Raw genomic sequence first — 16102 nt, forward strand, 5'->3', positions numbered from 1 at the left:
CGGACAGCGCACCCCGCTGCTCCGCCGGGGCCGGGGCCGAGGCCGGAGCCGGGGCTGTCCGCGGAGCGGGCGGTACGCTCGCCCCATGGAGCCGCAGCAGCTCGCCCACCTCGCGCACCTGCGCCGGGCCCGGGATCTGGTCGACCGGGAGTACGCCCGTCCGCTCGACGTGCCCGCCATGGCCCGCCACGCGCTGATGTCGCCGGGGCACTTCTCGCGGGCGTTCCGGGCCGCGTACGGCGAGACGCCGTACAGCTACCTCATGACCCGGCGCGTCGAGCGGGCGATGGCGCTGCTGCGCGCCGGCGCGAGCGTGACCGACGCGTGCATGGAGGTCGGCTGCACCTCACTCGGCTCGTTCAGCTCGCGCTTCACCGAGCTGGTGGGGATGACGCCGAGCGCCTACCGGGCCCGCGAGCACGACGCCGTCGTGGCGATGCCCACCTGCGTGGCGAAGGAGCGCACCCGGCCGGCCAGGGACCGGACCGCCGGAGGCGTGCCGACCGGTGACGAACCGGTCAGGATTGAAGAAGCGGTCCGCACAGCCCGCGTCTAGCGTTGCCTTCATGAGCCTCTCACTCCAGTACTGCAACGTCACCGTCAACGACATGGACGAGTCCCTCGCCTTCTACCGCGACGCGCTCGGCTTCGAGGTGCGCAACGACGTCTCCTCCGGCGAGTTCCGCTGGGTCACCCTCGGCAGCGCGTCCCCGTCGGACGTCGAGCTGGTGCTCTCCGAGCCGCACGCCGGCCGCTCCCAGGCCGACGGCGACGCCCTTCAGGAATTGCTCACCAAGGGCGTCCTCCAGCAGCTCATCTTCCGTACCGACGATGTCGACGCGGCCTTCGAGAAGGTGCGGGCGACCGGCGCCGAGGTGCTTCAGGAGCCCATCGACCAGCCCTGGGGCCCGCGCGACTGCGCGTTCCGTGACCCCTCGGGCAGCATGGTGCGCATCTCGCAGGCGCCCAAGGCGTAGCGACGCGGGGGCGTCACCGGTGGTGCGGCCCACGGCACCACCGTCGGGTACGGCCCGCGCCACCACCGGTGGGTCCGGCCCCGCGCCACCACCAGTGCATACGGCCTGCGCCGCCACCGGGTGCGTACGACCCGCGCCGCCGCGGGACCGTCCTAGTCCCCCGCCGCGCGTCTCCCCCGCCCCTCCGCCGCCGGCTCCGGGGGCTGCACCGGCAGGGTCACCGTCACCACCAGGCCCCCGCCGTCACCGCCCGGCACCGCGTCCACCGTCCCGCCGTGCGCCTCCGCGATCGACCGGACGATCGAGAGGCCGAGCCCCGCGCCACGCCCCATCCGGTCGCGGCCCTCGCCCCGCCGGAAGGGTTCGAACAGCGCGGCCACGTCCGCCGCCGCGACCTCGGGGCCCGTGTTCCGCACCACGAGGACCGTGCCGGTCACCTCCACGTCCACCGTCCCGCCCGGCACGTTGTACGAGACGGCGTTGGCCAGCAGGTTCCCCACGAGCTGGCCGAGCAGCAGCTGGTTGCCCCGTACGGTCCCGGCGTCCTTGACCGTCAGGGACACCTCGCCGCCGCACCGTACCGTCGCCTCCTCGACCGCCTCGCCGAGGTCGACGGGCTCCAGGTCGTCCACCTCGCGCTCGCTGCGCGCCAGCACCAGCAGCCCCTCGATGAGCTTCTCGCTGCGCCGGTTGTTGTCGAGCAGGGTCTCCTTCGTACGCGCCAGCTCGTCCGGTGAGCAGAGGTCGTCGAGGCCGACCTGGATCGCGGTGCGCTGCGTCGCCAGCGGGGTGCGCAGCTCGTGCGAGGCGTTGGCGATGAAGCGGCGCTGGCTGTCGAACGCCTTCTGGAGCCGTGCCAGCAGGGCGTCCAGGGTGTCGCTCAGTTCCTTCAGCTCGTCGTTCGGGCCGCGCGCTCTGATCCGCTCGTGCAGATTGCGTTCGGAGAGCCTGCGGGCCTTGTCCGTCATGGCGTGCACCGGCCGCAGCACCCGGCCCGCCGTCCACCACCCCACGCCCACCGCGCACGCCGCCATGACCAGCAGCGCGACGACCGACCAGAACACCATCTCGTCGGAGGCCGCGTTCGTCACGTTGTCGGCGACCTGGGTGACGGTCACGGGCGCGATCTGCTGCTCGCCGATCAGCCGTGTCACGGACGGTGGCTGTAATACGGGCGCCACCTGGGCCGGCGCCACCCGGGCGGCGATCTCCGCCGCCTCCGTCTGGGTGCCGGCGGTGGAGAGCAGGTTGACGATGGTCAGCAGGCAGCCGCCGAGGACGAGGAAGACGCCGCCGTAGACGAGCGCGATGCGGGTACGGATCGTGGAGCCGGTGAACGGCCGGAGCAGCCGCCCGCCCCGCGCCCCGGCCGCGCGGCTGACCGGCCCGCTCACCGGAGCCGCGGGGCTCACGGGCCTGGGACTCACAGGGCGTACCCCGCTCCCGGCACCGTACGGATCAGCGGCGGGTCCCCCAGCTTCGAGCGCAGCTTGCTCAGGCAGACCCGTACCGCCCCGGTGAACGGATCCGCGTGCGCGTCCCACGCGCGTTCCAGCAGCTCCTCGGCCGAGACGGGCACCCCGTCCGCCTCCATCAGGATCTGGAGGACGGAGAACTCCTTGGGCGAGAGGTCCAGCGTCGCCCCGTCCCGCGACGCGGTGCGCCGTACGGAGTCGAGGCGCACCCCGTACCGCTCCAGTTGCGGCGGTACGGGCCGGGCGCTGCGCCGCCGCAGGGCGCGCACCCGCGACACCAGTTCGGGGAAGTCGAAAGGCTTGCCCAGGTAGTCGTCGGCGCCCAGGTCGAGCCCTTCGACGCGGTCCTCCAGGGAGGCGGACGCGGTGAGCATGAGGATGCGCGTACGGGACGAATCGGCGACCAGCTTGCGGGCGACGTCGTCGCCGTGGACGCGCGGCAGGTCACGGTCGAGGACGACGACGTCGTAGTCGTGCAGGCCCAGATAGGCGAGGGCGGCGTCCCCGCTGTACACGGTGTCGACGGCGAATCCCGCCCGGCGCAGCCCGGTGGCCACCAGCTCGGCCAGGACCTCCTCGTCCTCGGCGACCAGTACCCGCATGCTGTCGTCCCCTGTCTCTCTCCCCGGACCCGACGCCGCCCCCGGCCCCGGCCCCGCCGTTCCCGGCCCTGACCTCGACTCCGGCCCCGGCCCTTCCCCCGGCGCCCTCTCCGCCCCCGTACCGGCCCCCGAACCGGAATCCGAACCGGCCCCCGAACCGGAATCCGGCTCCGCGGCCATGGCCGTTGCCGCGGCCGTATCCGTCCCACGTCTCATCCGGCGCCCCGCCTTGTACATGATGCCCATTCCCTCCCAGGATGTGCCTGTCTACCGTGACGGCTGTTTCCCCGAGGTCTCCACCGGGTAGCAACGGTGGTTTATCCATGTGAAGGCACTCGTTCCGGGCCGATACCATTTCGAGCATGGCGGCCACTGGATCCGAAGAGCAGGGTGGGAAGGCGTACTACGTCACCACCCCCATTTACTACGTCAACGACGCTCCTCACCTGGGCCACGCCTACACGACCGTCGCAGGCGACGTGCTCACCCGCTGGCACCGCCAGCGCGGCGAGAAGGTGTGGTACCTCACCGGCACGGACGAGCACGGTCAGAAGATCATGCGCACCGCGGAAGCGAACGGGGTCACCCCGCAGGAGTGGTGCGACAAGCTCGTCGAGGAGGCGTGGAAGCCCCTCTGGAAGCACCTGAACATCGCGAACGACGACTTCATCCGGACGACGGAGAAGCGGCACACGGCCCGTGTGCAGGAGTTCGTGCAGGACCTGTACGACAAGGACGAGGTCTACAAGGGCGGCTACGAGGGCCCGTACTGCGTGGGCTGCGAGGAGTACAAGCTCCCCGGCGATCTGATCGAGGACGAGAACGGCGTCAAGCTGTGCCCGATCCACAAGAAGCCGGTGGAGATCCTCAAGGAGGAGAACTACTTCTTCAAGCTCAGTGAGTACGGTCCGAAGCTCCTCGCGCACTACGAGGCCAACCCGGGCTTCATCCAGCCCGAGTCCGCCCGCAACGAGGTCGTGAACTTCGTCAAGCAGGGCCTCCAGGACCTCTCGATCTCGCGCTCGACCTTCGACTGGGGCGTCCCGGTGCCGTGGGACGAGAAGCACGTGATCTACGTGTGGGTCGACGCCCTGCTGAACTACGCGACGGCGGTCGGCTACGGCGCCAACCAGGAGAAGTTCGACACGACCTTCCCCGCCGACGTCCACCTCATCGGCAAGGACATCCTGCGGTTCCACTCGGTCATCTGGCCCGCCATGCTGATGGCGCAGGGGCTGCCCGTACCGGGCCGGGTCGTGGCCAACGGCTGGCTGATGGTCGGCGGCGAGAAGATGTCGAAGTCGAACCTGACCGGCATCAAGCCGCAGGACCTGACCTCGCACTTCGGCGTCGACGCGTACCGCTGGTACTTCCTGCGGGCCATCGCCTTCGGGCAGGACGGCTCGTTCTCCTGGGAGGACTTCAGCGCCCGCTACACCTCCGAGCTGGCGAACGACTACGGCAACCTCGCCTCGCGCGTCGCGGCCATGGTCGGCAAGTACTTCGGCGGGACGCTGCCCGCAGACGCCGCCCCCGGCGACGCGGAGCAGGCCGTACGGGACGGTCTGGCGACCGCGGTCGCCGAGGCCGACCGGAAGATCGGCGAGGAGCTGGACTTCGCGGGCGGGATCGCCGCGGTCTTCGACTTCGTCAAGCAGGTCAACGGCTATCTGACCGAGCAGGAGCCCTGGAAGGTCGCCAAGGACGACTCGGACGAGGGCCGGGCGCGCCTCGCGACGATCCTCTACACGGCCTCGGACGCGCTGCGGGCGCTCGCCGTCCTGCTCAACGCGGTGATGCCGGAGACGTCGCAGAAGCTGTGGGACTCGCTCGGCGCGGCGGAGTCGCTGGGCGCGCTCGCCGACCAGCGGGTCCAGGACGCGGGCACGTGGGGCCTGCTGCCGGCCGGCACGACGGTGACGAAGGGCGCGGTGCTCTTCCCGCGCCTGGAGGAGCCGGCGGCGTAACGCTCCACCTCCTACGGGAGCAGGGCCCGGGACCAGGCTGGTACGCCTGGTCCCGGGCCCTGCTTCGTGGATCGATGGAGCGACGGAGCGACGGCTCAGAGGCCGGTGCCGTCGTGGGTCTCGTCCGGGTCGACGCCCATGGTGAGGGTGCCGACGACGCCGCGCGCCATGTCGTTCTTGCGGTACGAGAGCTTCAGCAGCCCGCCCTGGACCCCGCTCTGGTCGTAGATGGTGTCCTCGGTGAGCGTCGTGCGCTCCGTCGTGCTGGTGGAGTACGGCGCCAGCTCCGCCGAGTCGAGGACCGCGGCCTCCTCGAAGAAGAACTGGCCGGTGTGGCAGGTGTGCCCGCCCTCGTACCCGGCGTCGGTCATTTTGCCGCCGACGTGCACCTTGGTGTGGATGTGCACGGCGCGGCCCCGGTACCAGCCCGGGAAGACCGTCCTGAACTCGACGAAGCCGTGCCGGTCGGTGAGCCAGGTGCCCCGCAGGTACCGCTTGTCGTCGGTGGGCTCCTGATGACCACCGGGGCCGCCGGGACCGCCGGGACCATCGGTCGGAGGCGTTCCGGTGGGGGTGTCGGTCGGCGCGTCGGTGGGGGTGTCGGTGGGCGGGGCGCCCGTGGGCGGCGGGCCACCGCCGGTGGAGCTGTCCTCGTAACCCGAGTAGAGGCCCAGCGCGTCACAGTGCCAGATGTCGACGGCCGCGCCCGGCAGCGGCTTGCAGGTGTCCGAGTCGATCGCCTTGAGGCGCAGAGTCAGGGGGATGCCCTCCTTGCCCTCGGTGATGTCCTTACGGATCTTGTCGGCGTCGATGTAGTACGGCCCCTCGGTGGTCTGCGAGGTGAGCCGGTAACACACCTCCCCGTCGCCGGTCGCCGTGGCACCGGGCCGGGTGGCGGAGGACGAGGCCGCCGGGTCCTCGCCCGCCGACGCGGAGGTGACCGCCGCGGCGGCGATGCCGCCCGCGGCGATGGCCGCGCCGCCGGCGAGTACCGCCCTGCGGCGCATCAAGTCCCGTTTCCCTACAGGCTCTTGTGTCTCTGTCATGACAGGGGAGGCTAGGGAGCCAAGCTGGCAGTGAGCTGAGCGTGAGCTGTGAACACTCCATCACTCAACGTCAGCCGGCGGGCGCATCGGGGACGCCGGAGACTCCGGGGACAACGGGGACAACGGGGGCACCGGGCGCATCGGGGACATCAGGGGCGCCGGGGACGCCGGGGGCATCAGGGGCTCCGGAGACCCGGGACCCGGTTTCAGAGTCCCAGCGAGTCCACGTCGCCCATCACCACGACCGGCTTCTTCCGCGGGTCCAGCGTGCGCAGCAGCTCCTTCATCCGGTCGACGGGCACGGAGACGCACGCCTGGGTGGGTCCGCCGTGGTCCACGTGGATCCAGATGCCGCCGCCCTTGTCGTCACCGAGCGGCCGCCCCCAGTCGAGCGGGGTGTTGCCCGGTACGCGGTTGTAGTTGATCGCGACGACGTAGTCGAAGGAGCCTTCGAGCGGCTCGCCCTCGAACCCGGTGCCCGAGACGGAGAAGGCCGGGCCCTGGTCGTACGGGAGCCTCGAACCCGGATCGGCCAGCCGGCCGCCCGCGTCGGTCAGCCCGTACACGCCGATGGGCGAGCGCAGATCGCCCTGGTTGTGGTCGTCGGTCCACCCCTCCAGCGCGTTGTGCGCGGGCCAGGTTTCGGTGACGGGCGCCCAGCCGGTGACCGGATCGCGCTCGTAGACCACGACGGACGCCAGGTTGGAGTCACGGTTGATGCCGGTGACCACGACGGCCTGGCGGGTCCCCGCGGGGATCTCGGCGCGGGTCGCCGGGCCGAGGCCGGGAATCCTCTGCGCTTCGGCGCCGTGGGCCTCCCGCGGCCCGGACGCGCCGGTACCGGAGCCGCCACCCTTGTCGGCGCCGGTACCGGCGCCGGCGGAACCCGAGGCGGCGGAACCCGAGGCGGAACGTGTCCCGGCCTTGTCCGCCGTCTCCGCCCGGCCCGCGTCGCGCACGCCGCCCCCGTCACCCGCGCAGCCGGTGAGCAGCAGACCGGTCGCCAGCAGAACGGCGGCCAGCCGTGGTCCTCCGCGAACAGTGCGCACAGACATGTACGGGCCTCTCATTTCGTGTTCCGGGAGAAGGCAGGAGGAGCGGACGCGCTTCCTGCGTCGAAGTCTGCGCCGGTGATCATCGTGTGGACGGCCTCCACGATCCCCGGCGCGTCGCCCTTGGCAGACAGGGTGTAGGCGGCGACCAGGTCGGCGGCGGTGGGGTCCGGGGAGCCGGGGGCGCCACCCCGGGCTCGTCGTTCGGCGGCGCGCCGAGCGTGTACCAGCCGGAGAGCGGACGCAGCGTCAGGCCCCGTAGATGCGTGAAGCCGATCCAAGCGCCGTCCGGGGCCGGGGATTCACCCGACCGGTCCCGCGCCGTGGACGGCGAAGTGCCGGCGTGGACGGGGCCGGGGCCGGGCAGGGTGGCGGCGGGCTGGCTGGCCGGCTGGCGGCGGGCACGGTGGCGGCTGGCTGGCTGCGGGCTGGCTGGCTGGCTGGCTGGCTGCGGGCAGGCTGGCGACGGGCAGCACCCGCTCGGGCCCGCCGCGCGGAACACCGGGCAGCAGCACCCCGGCCGGCACGGGCCCGGCCACGGCCGCCGCGACGGCTCCGGCCGTACGGCGCCTGCGGCGGCCCCGGACGACCCGCTCCCGTACCTGACCCCCGACCTGGCTCCGGCCCTCAGCCGCTCTGCGCGCCGTCACGCAATCGCCGGCTGACCTCGCCGAGGCTGTCGGCGAGAGCGGCGAGCTGGTCGCGGTCGAGGACGTCGATGAGCAGTTCGCGTACGAGGGCGACGTGCCCGGGCGCCGAGGCGCGCAGCCGCTCGCGGCCCGCGTCGGTGAGGGCCGCGATGACGCCGCGTACGTCGGAGGGGCAGGCGCGGCGGCTGACGAGGCCGGCCTTCTCCAGTTGTCCGACCTGGTAGGTGACGCCGCTCCTGGAGGTGAGCAGGAGATCCGCCAGGCCGCTCATGCGCAGCTCGCCGCCGGGCGCGTCACCGAGGCGCGCCAGGATCTCGTACTGCGGGTGGGAGAGGCCCGCGTCCTCCTTGAGCTGCTGATCGAGGCGGCGCTCCAGGAGGGTGCCGGCGCTGATGAAACCGCGCCACGCGGCCATCTCGTGCTCGTCCAGCCAGCGGGGCTCGTCCATGACGCCATCCTAGGCCCTGTTGTTCAAATTCAAATCACTGTGTACGGTCGTGAACGCGGACCTTTGCTTAAACTTTCAAGGAATGCTGCAACGGCTCACGGCCCGTGGGGCATGACCCCTGGGTGACCCATGGCTCATGCCCCATGAATCACCGGAGCCGGGCAGGCACGGAACGGCCTCACCGAAGCGGCCCCCACCCCCTTCACCCCCAGGAGAGAACGCGCTCATGCCCTCCCTCACCAGCACCCTCGCGCCCCTGTCCCGCCCCGGCTCCGCCTCCGGAGACCAGGCCCACGCCTCCACGCCCCACGCCTACGACGTCGGCCTGCTGCTGCTCCGCGTCGTCCTCGGCCTGACGATGGCCGCGCACGGCAGCCAGAAGCTCTTCGGCTGGTTCGGCGGCGGCGGCCTGGACGGCACCGGCGCGTTCTTCACGATGAGCGGCTACCCGTCCGGCAAGGCGTTCGCCGTCGTCGCCGGACTGACCGAGACCCTGGGCGGCCTCGGCCTGGCGATCGGCCTGCTCACCCCGCTGATGGGCGCCGCCGTGGTCGGCACCATGGTCAACGCCCTCGCCGTCAAGGGCACCGGCAGCTTCTTCGCCCCGGCCGGCATCGAGTACGAGGTCCTGCTCACCGCAGGCGCCGCCGCCCTGGCCCTCACGGGCCCCGGCCGCATCGCCGTCGACCGCTTCCTCCCCGGCCTGAAGACACACCGCCTGGCGTACGGAGCGTCGGCGGTGGCCCTGGGCCTGGTGGTGGCGGGCATCACCCTGCTGCTGCGGAAGTAGCAGGGCGGGGGGGCCGGGGCAGGTCGGGCTGAACGCCTGGGCCTGTCGGGGCGGGCCCGGGGTACCTCATGGCGGGCCGCCCGCCATGGAGCACCCCCGGCCCACCCCGTCACGGCAGCCAGCGTCCACGTCCGACCATGCGGGGAACCTGGCGAGCGCGGATGGTGATGTGCACCGGTTCGCGATGGCAATGACAGGTGGAGGAGTACGTCTCCTCCGCCGCGACGAACGGCGGATCCGGGGCGCCCTCTTCCGCCCCGGGACGCCCGTGGGTCGCGTACAACACGCCGAATACCAGCGCGATCAGGCTGATGGAGAGCGCGACGACGCCCCAGAACGTCTCGTCGGCCATGACCGCGATCACCTCCGGGGCAGCGCGTCGGACGGCTCGGGCTTCAGGTCGATCTCGGCGTAAACCGTCTTGCCGACGACCCGGGGCTCGGTTCCCCACCGGTCGGTGACCTGGACGACCAGCGCCAGCCCGCGCCCGAAGCACTCGCTCTCGTGGGCGGTTCGCAGCGTGGGCAGCCGCTCTCCACGCGGGTCGCTGACCTCGATACGGAAGAGGGTGGCCCGCAGGACGACGGCGACCTGGAAGAGCCGGTCCCGCAAGCATCCGTGGAGCAGGGCGTTGGTCCCGAGTTCGCTCACCACCAGGCCGGTGACCCAGGCGAGTTCGGGATGCCCCCACTCGACGATGAGGCGTGACGCCCGGCGCCGCGCCAGGCTCACACTGCCGGCCACGGGGGTGTAGTTCAGCCGATCCTCGTACAACACGGGCTCGGACGCGGGGCTTTCAAGGGGCGAAGACATGGACGCACACCTCCACGTGCGGTCGGGGGACGTTGCCAGTACGAACGGAAGCGCGGCGGTGGCGATACCAGGGCCTACGGCTGCCGTTAGGCAGGGCAGGGCGGTGCACTTCCGCCGAACGGCTCCGCTGAGCGAGCGACTGCGCACTGAACGTAGCGCCTTGAATGCGTGGCGGACAATATCGCGCAGATAATTATCCCCGCATGGGTGATTGTGGCTCACTGAGGGCGGGAGCAGACTGTGCGTGACATCAGGAGGTCGTGAGTGGTGACAGAGAGGCGCGGGAGTTCAGCGAACCGCCTATCAACGGTGCTGGCGCGGCAGTTGGGGAGCCAGCTACTGGCCTTCCGTGACGCCGCCGGCCTCAATCAGTCGGCTGCGGCAGAGGTACTGAGCGCCCAGGCGGCCAAGGTCGCGAAGATGGAGCGAGGTTGGGTGCCGTTCCGGGACCCGGACATCATCGCGCTCTGCAAGCTGTACGGGGTCGAGGACGAGGCGGTCGTCGCGAGCCTGATCCGACTGGCCAAGCTGGACCGTGAGCGGCGCAGGGCGAAGGGCTGGTGGAACGCGCTCGACCAGAACAACCTGCGTGAGTACATCGCGATGGAAGACGTGGCCAGTCTCGTAAGAACATGGCAACTCTCCTTCGTGCCGGGCTTGTTCCAAACACCGCAGTACGCCCGATCGCTGGCGGTGAGCGAAGGTGCATGGATCGATCCTGATGAGATCGAGCGGGTTGTAGAAGTCCGGACGAGGCGACAAGCCCGACTTGGCGGAGAAGCTCCTCTGGAGGTGTATGCCGTGGTCTGGGAGGCAGCGCTCCGGCAGCAGGTGGGCGGCCCTGAGGTGATGCGCGGGCAGATGGAACGCCTGCTTGAGGTGGCCGAGTTGCCGAACGTACGCCTTCAGGTGCTTCCGTATCAGTCTGGTGGACACCCCTGTATGGCAAGTGCCTTCAACATCGTCTCCTTTGCTGAAACGGAATCGGTCGACGTGGTTCACGTGGACACGATCACCTCTACGCTATGGGTGGAAAACGAAGAAGACAGCTCTGTATACAGCACGTTCTTCGACCGAACCGCCCGGAAGAGCCTCGCTCCCAAGGACTCGCTGAGCCTGATCCAAAACATTGGCAAGGGGATGCACTCGTGATCGACTTCGACTTCGTGAAGTCCACCTACAGCTCGCAGACCGGCGAGTGCGTCGAGGTGGCCGACAACATACCCGGCACCATCGCCGTCCGGGACTCCAAGGCCAAGCGCGGCCCCATCCTCCGCGTCACCCCCGCCGCCTGGCGCACCTTCCACTCCGCCCTCCAGTACGACAGCGCCGTACGGGCACACCACAACTGACCGCGCCCACCGGCGTCCTGGCGTACGGGCGCCCGGGGGAGGGGAAGCCGAACGGGGTTCGGGCGAGATCCTGATCCCTCATGGATCCCGTTCGGCAAAGTCTCTGGTTCACCGGGCGCGAGCCGTCCTACGGTGACGCCATGAGCGATTACTCGGAAGCGACGGTCGCGCCCGTCGAGGCATATGAACCCCCTTACTACGTGGCTGTCTTCACCACCGTGCGCACCCCGCATCAGAGCGGCTACGGCGAGACCAACGCACGGATGGAAGACCTGGTGAAGGACGTTCCCGGGTTCCTGGGGATGGACCATGCGCAGACCCCAGGCGGGCTGGGTATCACCGTCGGGTACTTCCGCGACGCCGACGCCCTCGCGGAGTGGCGGAGCAACGCCGAGCACCGCACGGCGCAGAAGCGCGGGCGAGCCGAGTGGTACGAGAGCTACACGCTGCATGTGGCGAAAGTGGAGCGGAGCCACGGGTTCACGCGAGCGTAGGTCCGCAGAGCCCGACGGCAGCCGTAGCCCGACAGCGGCAGTAGCCCGACAGCGCCGGTAGCCCGACAGCGGCGGTGCGGCGAGCCGCGGAGGGCCGGGATCCGTCCTCGGTGAGCGACGGTCCCGGCCGGCCTGGGCTACCGTCCGCCGCCGGTGCGGCGGCCCGGCCTCACGTCAGATGCCGCATGAGGAACCGGGCCGCCTCCTCCCCCGCGGACTGCGGGACGCCGGTGTGCCCGCCGAGATGGGCGTGCAGGGACTTCTCCTCGGAGCCGAAGGCGTCGAACAGGTCCAGGGCCGCCTGCCGGTCGTTCCCTTCGTCGTCCCACTGGAGCAGGACGTGCAGGGGGATGGTGACCTGCCGGGCCTCCTCGTACACGGCGCGGGGAACGAAGCTCCCGGCGAACAGAACGGCGGCCGAGATGCGGGGCTCGACCGCCGCCAGCCGGACGCCGATGGAGATCACTCCCCCCGAGTACCCGACCCGGCCGCCGATGCCGGGCAGCGCAAGGAGTGCGTCCAGGGCGGCTCGCCACTCCGGGACCGCCTGGTCGACCAGGGGGAGGACGAGGGCGTCGATGATCTCGTCGCCGACCGGTTCACCGGCCTCCATCGCCCGGCGCAGATCGGCGCGGGCCTGCTCGACGGCGGGCCGGCGGGGCCGTTCGCCGCTTCCGGGAAGCTCGATCGTGGCCGCGGCGAAGCCCTCCGCCGCACAGTGCCGGGCCCGCGCCACCAGGCGGGGGTACATCCTGCACAGCCCGAGGGGAGGGTGCCCGAGCAGGATCAGCGGTGCCGGTGCGGAGGCGGGTGCCGGTGCGGAGGCCGGTGCGGGTGCGGGGGTCCACAGGATGCCGGGGATCCCGTCGAGGGTGAATTCGCGTTCGAGGACGCCGTCGTCGAGGCGTCGCTCGGAAGTGACGTGCATGGTCGTGCCTTTCGGGAGTGCGCTGGAACGGCGCTCCCGGACGACCTGTCTACCGCCCGACCGTGACCCCTGAGGGGAGCACCCATGTCGATACTGCGTTCACGGGTACCACCTCCTCGGTCTCTCGCACGGCCTCCGGAACGGTAGCAGTGGCCGCCCCTCCTCTCCCACGGGTTTTCGCGGAGTCCCCGTCACCGGCCTCAGGCCCTTGGCGGGGGCGGCCTCACCCCGGAATCCCGGACGACGACAGGGAGGGCGCGGACGACGACAGGGAGGGCGCGGACGACGACAGGGAGGGCGCGGACGACGACAGGGAGGGCGCGGGCGACGACGGCGGGCGCGTCGCCGGGCGGACCGGGGCGAGCCGCCGCTCCAGGGGCGTGACGACGCTGCCCCAGAAGCGGTCCACCGCGTCGTCGACGCTCCGGATGAAGCCGGTCTCGGCGGTGCCGCGCGTGGCCCCCATGCTCTTGAAGAGGGAGAGCCGGAAACCGGTGATCTCCCCACCGCCCTTCGGCAGCAGATCCGCCGGCTCGGGGCGCAGCCGCTCCAGCGTGCCGCGCGGCCCGTCGCCGTGCTCCGCCAGCAGCGTCTGGACGTGCAGGTCGGCCGGTGCCTCGTAGAGCTGCCGGATCAGCCGCTTCGCCCAGGTGAGCGGGTAGCCCTGGTCGGGGGCGGGGATGTCGACGGAGGTACGGAGCTTGCCGGTGCGCAGATCCGCGGTGAGCGCGAGGATCCCCTGGATGCCCTCGATCCGCAGCTCCGCGTGGAGCCGCCCCTCCCGGCAGAGCAGATCGGCGAGCGCGCCGCGCCGGGCCGTCGGATCCGCCGCCCGCCGTACGCGCTGCACGGGCAGCGCCTTCTGGCCGAGTTCGCCGCCGAGCCGCAGACAGACCTGCCGGACCAGCCTCTCCCAGCTCTCCACCACGTCCACGGCCCGCGCGTCGCCCTGGCACAGCGTCTCGTCGTCGATGGCCTTACGGACCGGAACCCAGGCCGGGCCCATGTTCTGGAACCCGTGACAGCCGGAGTTCTCGTGCTGGAGGTAGTGCAGCAGTTCCTGGAGCAGCCAGGCGTGCGCCGCGTTCCCGACGCCCTCGTGGCGGATGAGCAACTGCGCCTGGTGCGCCACCTCCGCCCAGGACAGATGCCACAGCACGACCTTGTGCTTGCGCCGACCGTCGATCTTGACGTCGACCAGCGGGCTGCCCTCCAGCGCGACATCGTTGCCCAGCGTGATGACCGCCTCGTACCCACGCCTGGCCGCTATGTCGAGATAGTCCTGCACCTGCTGCGCCTTGAGCGGATTGCCGTTCGTCTTCGTCTCGATCAGGGCCGTCCACAGCTTTCCCGCCCGCTCGACCCGGATCACCCCGTCGGGGCGCTTCCTGGACTCGCCGGTACGGGCGTCGCCGTACGGCAGGGAGACCTCGGTGAACGTCTCCATCCGCCCGGCCGGCGCCCCGAATCCGGCGGTGAGCCGCCGCCCGAACTCGGGTACCTGCGCCATCACCGACAGCAGCACGGATGTCGCGCGCGTCTCGCGCTCACGGTCGCTCTTGAGCGAGGGCACGGGGAACAGCCGCGCGGAGCGCCAGGTGTCGTTCTCCGCCAGGGTCTTCTTGGCGACCTTGGGCAGAGTCACCTTCTTCCGTACGGTACGGGGGCGACGCGCGGCCGGCGCGGCCTGCTCCACAGGCGGCGGCGCCTGAGCCGGCAGCAGGACAGCGGGAGGTGTCGCCGCCTCCGTACTCCCCGAACTCGCCCGTTCCTCAGCGGGCTTGGTGTCTGCCGGACTTCCGACGCCGGGATCCGCCGCGGCTTCCAACGCCTCCACGGGCTCCGCCGCGTCGTCGACGTCGATTCCGAAGTCCGTCGCCAGACCGGCCAGCCCCGTCTCGTACCCCTGCCCGATGGCCCGGAACTTCCACTCACCGCCCCGGCGGTAGAACTCCCCGAAGACGAAGGCGCCTTCGGCCCCCGCGTCGTCGATGGAGAACCCGAGGAGCCCCTCGCCGCTCCGGTCGGCGACCGTCAACCGCAGTCCGTTGAGGTCCCCGAACCGCTCCCCCTCGTCCCGGCTGGCCGCCACGACGATCCGCGCGATGTCCTCCGGGACCACCGACAGGTCGACACTGATCCGGTCCTCGCTGCCGCTGTCCGTCGGCGTCTTGCCCAGGAGCTGTACGCTGCCGTCCTCCGCCACCGGGTTGTTGTAGAAGAAGAAGTCCGCGTCACTGCGGACCTTCCCCTGGTCCCCCAGGAGCAGCACGGAGACGTCCGCGTCACCGTCACCCGTCTCGCTGCTCCAACTCAGCCCCACCCGGACGGTCGTGGCGTCCTCGCTCAGAGATCCCAGCCCGACGTTGGCTCCCTTGGTCATCTCGTGCATGGTGCCGCACCCCCCACTACGGGGCCACCGCGTCCCCAAACGGGCGGCCCATCGCGTCGCGCTCATGTGACGCACCGCACAGGTGCGGCGCGAGAAGTGAACACTAGCGCCCGAAGTACCTGCTTGATGGCGCTTTGCAGTGAACCGATGACTCGGCGCTACCCTCCCTCCGCCGCCCCGGGGTCACCCCACCGGACCCGCGACCGCCGGGGCCTGGACCGGTACGGTCGGCCGGGACTCCAGTTCGGCCACCGCGCGCCGGGCGTTGCGGGTGGCCAGGGCGGGGAGGGTGGCGCGGAGCAACTGGGCTGTTCTGAGCCAGGGTTGGGCGTAGACATGGCGGGCGCGGCGTTCGATGCCGGTGGCGACGCGGTCCACCGCGGGGGCCAGGGGGTAGGTGCGGCGGGTGGGCCAGGGCAGGTCGGCGCGGAGGCGGCCGAGGGCGGCCTGTTGTTCCGGGGCGCGCACCATGTCCGTGTCCGTCCAGCTCAGATAGGCGACCCCGGTGCGTACGCCGTGGTGCGCGCCCTCGGCCTCCAGGGCGTGCGCGAAGGCTTCGGCGCCGGCCTTCGAGGCGCAGTAGGACGTCATGAGCGGGGTGGGCGCGAGGGCGGCGAGGGAGGCGATCTGGAGGTAGTAGCCGCGGGACCGGATCAGCGCGGGCAGGAAGGCGCGGGCGGTGTTGACGCTGCCGAAGAGGTTGACCTCGACGACGCGCCGCCACGCCTCGGGGTCGGCGTGCCGGAAGAGGCCGCCGGTCGCGACGCCCGCGTTGGCGACGACGATGTCGACCGTACCGAAGAGCGCCTCGACGGAGCGTGCCGTACGGAGCAGCGCGTCCGCGTCGGTGACGTCGACGTGCCAGTACGCGGTCTCGCCCGCCAACTCGGTGCTCAGGTGGGCCAGTTCCTGTTCCTCCAGGCCGACGAGGGCGACCCGGGCGCCCCGCGCGGAGAGGGTACGGGCGAGTTGTGCGCCGACGCCGCGCGCGGCGCCGGTGATGACGGCGGTACGGCCCCGGAGGGGTGGGCGCCTGCGCATGGGTGGGCCTCCGAACAGGGGGAGAGAAAGGGTGGGTGTGGTTCCGTACGCCTCGTCGTGACGCACGAGGCGTAC

Annotated in this window: 17 protein-coding genes; 7 read left to right on the forward strand and 10 right to left on the reverse strand. The window is 71.3% G+C overall.

Translation table 11 applies throughout. The annotated features are described in order from the left end of the window. The first annotated feature begins 85 nt into the window (after positions 1-85). Together ACFXPL_RS25835 and ACFXPL_RS25840 are read left to right on the forward strand one after the other, a co-directional pair. Positions 86-556 carry a helix-turn-helix transcriptional regulator gene (locus tag ACFXPL_RS25835; protein WP_384923942.1) on the forward strand — a complete coding sequence of 157 codons (471 nt, stop codon included), beginning with the start codon at positions 86-88 and terminating at the stop codon, positions 554-556. Between the two features lie 10 nt (positions 557-566). Continuing rightward, positions 567-977 (forward strand): VOC family protein, encoded by a 411-nt coding sequence (locus tag ACFXPL_RS25840; protein WP_384923944.1) that lies wholly within the window; start codon positions 567-569, stop codon positions 975-977. 152 nt (positions 978-1129) lie between these two features. Here ACFXPL_RS25840 and ACFXPL_RS25845 read toward each other — a convergent pair whose 3' ends face one another. Then, the gene (locus ACFXPL_RS25845; protein WP_384923988.1) at positions 1130-2326 is read right to left on the reverse strand and encodes a sensor histidine kinase; all 1197 of its coding nucleotides are present in this window, start codon (positions 2324-2326) and stop codon (positions 1130-1132) included. Positions 2327-2400: 74 nt separating this feature from the next. Next, a complete protein-coding gene (locus ACFXPL_RS25850) occupies positions 2401-3054 on the reverse strand; it encodes a response regulator transcription factor (RefSeq protein WP_384923946.1) in 654 nt (217 codons plus the stop codon). A gap of 362 nt (positions 3055-3416) precedes the next feature. Between ACFXPL_RS25850 and metG the strand changes: the two genes are divergently transcribed. Further along, the gene (metG, locus tag ACFXPL_RS25855; RefSeq protein ID WP_384923948.1) at positions 3417-5021 is read left to right on the forward strand and encodes a methionine--tRNA ligase; all 1605 of its coding nucleotides are present in this window, start codon (positions 3417-3419) and stop codon (positions 5019-5021) included. Positions 5022-5116: 95 nt separating this feature from the next. Here the strand turns inward: metG and ACFXPL_RS25860 are convergent, their stop codons facing one another. The 3 genes from ACFXPL_RS25860 to ACFXPL_RS25870 form a co-directional block, all read right to left on the reverse strand. Continuing rightward, entirely contained in the window at positions 5117-6067 is a 951-nt protein-coding gene (locus tag ACFXPL_RS25860; protein WP_384923950.1) for an intradiol ring-cleavage dioxygenase, read from the reverse strand. Between the two features lie 206 nt (positions 6068-6273). Then, positions 6274-7122: a hypothetical protein gene (locus ACFXPL_RS25865; RefSeq protein WP_384923952.1), complete on the reverse strand. Its 849-nt coding sequence runs from the start codon at positions 7120-7122 to the stop codon at positions 6274-6276. Positions 7123-7746: 624 nt separating this feature from the next. Further along, complete coding sequence (locus ACFXPL_RS25870; RefSeq protein WP_384923954.1) at positions 7747-8217, reverse strand: MarR family winged helix-turn-helix transcriptional regulator; 471 nt, start codon at positions 8215-8217, stop codon at positions 7747-7749. 226 nt (positions 8218-8443) lie between these two features. Here ACFXPL_RS25870 and ACFXPL_RS25875 point away from each other — a divergent pair, with 226 nt between their 5' ends. Next, the gene (locus tag ACFXPL_RS25875) at positions 8444-9007 is read left to right on the forward strand and encodes a DoxX family membrane protein (RefSeq protein ID WP_384923956.1); all 564 of its coding nucleotides are present in this window, start codon (positions 8444-8446) and stop codon (positions 9005-9007) included. A gap of 109 nt (positions 9008-9116) precedes the next feature. On the opposite strand, the gene ACFXPL_RS25880 is transcribed toward ACFXPL_RS25875, so the two are convergent. Further along, positions 9117-9359: a hypothetical protein gene (locus ACFXPL_RS25880; RefSeq protein WP_384923958.1), complete on the reverse strand. Its 243-nt coding sequence runs from the start codon at positions 9357-9359 to the stop codon at positions 9117-9119. 8 nt (positions 9360-9367) lie between these two features. After that, positions 9368-9820, reverse strand: coding sequence for an ATP-binding protein (locus ACFXPL_RS25885; RefSeq protein ID WP_384923960.1), 453 nt, complete (start codon positions 9818-9820; stop codon positions 9368-9370). Between the two features lie 267 nt (positions 9821-10087). On the opposite strand from ACFXPL_RS25885, the gene ACFXPL_RS25890 reads away from it, so the two are divergent. The 3 genes from ACFXPL_RS25890 (at position 10088) to ACFXPL_RS25900 (ending at position 11666) form a co-directional block, all read left to right on the forward strand. Beyond that, on the forward strand, positions 10088-10972 hold the full coding sequence (locus ACFXPL_RS25890) for a helix-turn-helix domain-containing protein (RefSeq protein ID WP_384923962.1): 885 nt from the start codon (positions 10088-10090) through the stop codon (positions 10970-10972). Further along, positions 10969-11172, forward strand: coding sequence for a DUF397 domain-containing protein (locus ACFXPL_RS25895; protein WP_384923964.1), 204 nt, complete (start codon positions 10969-10971; stop codon positions 11170-11172). Before ACFXPL_RS25890 ends, ACFXPL_RS25895 begins: the two co-directional genes overlap by 4 nt. 140 nt (positions 11173-11312) lie before the next feature. Further along, positions 11313-11666 (forward strand): antibiotic biosynthesis monooxygenase family protein, encoded by a 354-nt coding sequence (locus tag ACFXPL_RS25900; protein WP_384923966.1) that lies wholly within the window; start codon positions 11313-11315, stop codon positions 11664-11666. Between the two features lie 169 nt (positions 11667-11835). On the opposite strand, the gene ACFXPL_RS25905 is transcribed toward ACFXPL_RS25900, so the two are convergent. The 3 genes from ACFXPL_RS25905 to ACFXPL_RS25915 form a co-directional block, all read right to left on the reverse strand. Further along, a complete protein-coding gene (locus ACFXPL_RS25905) occupies positions 11836-12594 on the reverse strand; it encodes an alpha/beta hydrolase (protein ID WP_384923968.1) in 759 nt (252 codons plus the stop codon). 223 nt (positions 12595-12817) lie between these two features. Further along, entirely contained in the window at positions 12818-14977 is a 2160-nt protein-coding gene (locus tag ACFXPL_RS25910) for a TerD family protein (RefSeq protein ID WP_384923970.1), read from the reverse strand. A 192-nt stretch (positions 14978-15169) separates the two neighbouring features. Continuing rightward, the gene (locus ACFXPL_RS25915) at positions 15170-16027 is read right to left on the reverse strand and encodes an SDR family oxidoreductase (RefSeq protein ID WP_384923972.1); all 858 of its coding nucleotides are present in this window, start codon (positions 16025-16027) and stop codon (positions 15170-15172) included. Positions 16028-16102: the final 75 nt, after the last annotated feature.

Origin of the sequence: Streptomyces sp. NPDC059092, from assembly GCF_042756365.1 — a bacterium.
In the GTDB taxonomy this organism is placed as follows: Bacteria; Actinomycetota; Actinomycetes; order Streptomycetales; family Streptomycetaceae; genus Streptomyces.

Bases quoted from the DNA above. Each gene is read 5' to 3' on its own strand.
- ACFXPL_RS25835 (WP_384923942.1), top strand. From the start codon at position 86: ATGGAGCCGCAGCAGCTCGCCCACCTCGCGCACCTGCGCCGGGCCCGG.
- ACFXPL_RS25840 (WP_384923944.1), top strand. From the start codon at position 567: ATGAGCCTCTCACTCCAGTACTGCAACGTCACCGTCAACGACATGGAC.
- ACFXPL_RS25850 (WP_384923946.1), bottom strand. From the start codon at position 3,054: ATGCGGGTACTGGTCGCCGAGGACGAGGAGGTCCTGGCCGAGCTGGTG.
- metG (WP_384923948.1), top strand. From the start codon at position 3,417: ATGGCGGCCACTGGATCCGAAGAGCAGGGTGGGAAGGCGTACTACGTC.
- ACFXPL_RS25860 (WP_384923950.1), bottom strand. From the start codon at position 6,067: ATGACAGAGACACAAGAGCCTGTAGGGAAACGGGACTTGATGCGCCGC.
- ACFXPL_RS25865 (WP_384923952.1), bottom strand. From the start codon at position 7,122: ATGTCTGTGCGCACTGTTCGCGGAGGACCACGGCTGGCCGCCGTTCTG.
- ACFXPL_RS25870 (WP_384923954.1), bottom strand. From the start codon at position 8,217: ATGGACGAGCCCCGCTGGCTGGACGAGCACGAGATGGCCGCGTGGCGC.
- ACFXPL_RS25875 (WP_384923956.1), top strand. From the start codon at position 8,444: ATGCCCTCCCTCACCAGCACCCTCGCGCCCCTGTCCCGCCCCGGCTCC.
- ACFXPL_RS25880 (WP_384923958.1), bottom strand. From the start codon at position 9,359: ATGGCCGACGAGACGTTCTGGGGCGTCGTCGCGCTCTCCATCAGCCTG.
- ACFXPL_RS25885 (WP_384923960.1), bottom strand. From the start codon at position 9,820: ATGTCTTCGCCCCTTGAAAGCCCCGCGTCCGAGCCCGTGTTGTACGAG.
- ACFXPL_RS25900 (WP_384923966.1), top strand. From the start codon at position 11,313: ATGAGCGATTACTCGGAAGCGACGGTCGCGCCCGTCGAGGCATATGAA.
- ACFXPL_RS25905 (WP_384923968.1), bottom strand. From the start codon at position 12,594: ATGCACGTCACTTCCGAGCGACGCCTCGACGACGGCGTCCTCGAACGC.
- ACFXPL_RS25910 (WP_384923970.1), bottom strand. From the start codon at position 14,977: ATGACCAAGGGAGCCAACGTCGGGCTGGGATCTCTGAGCGAGGACGCC.
- ACFXPL_RS25915 (WP_384923972.1), bottom strand. From the start codon at position 16,027: ATGCGCAGGCGCCCACCCCTCCGGGGCCGTACCGCCGTCATCACCGGC.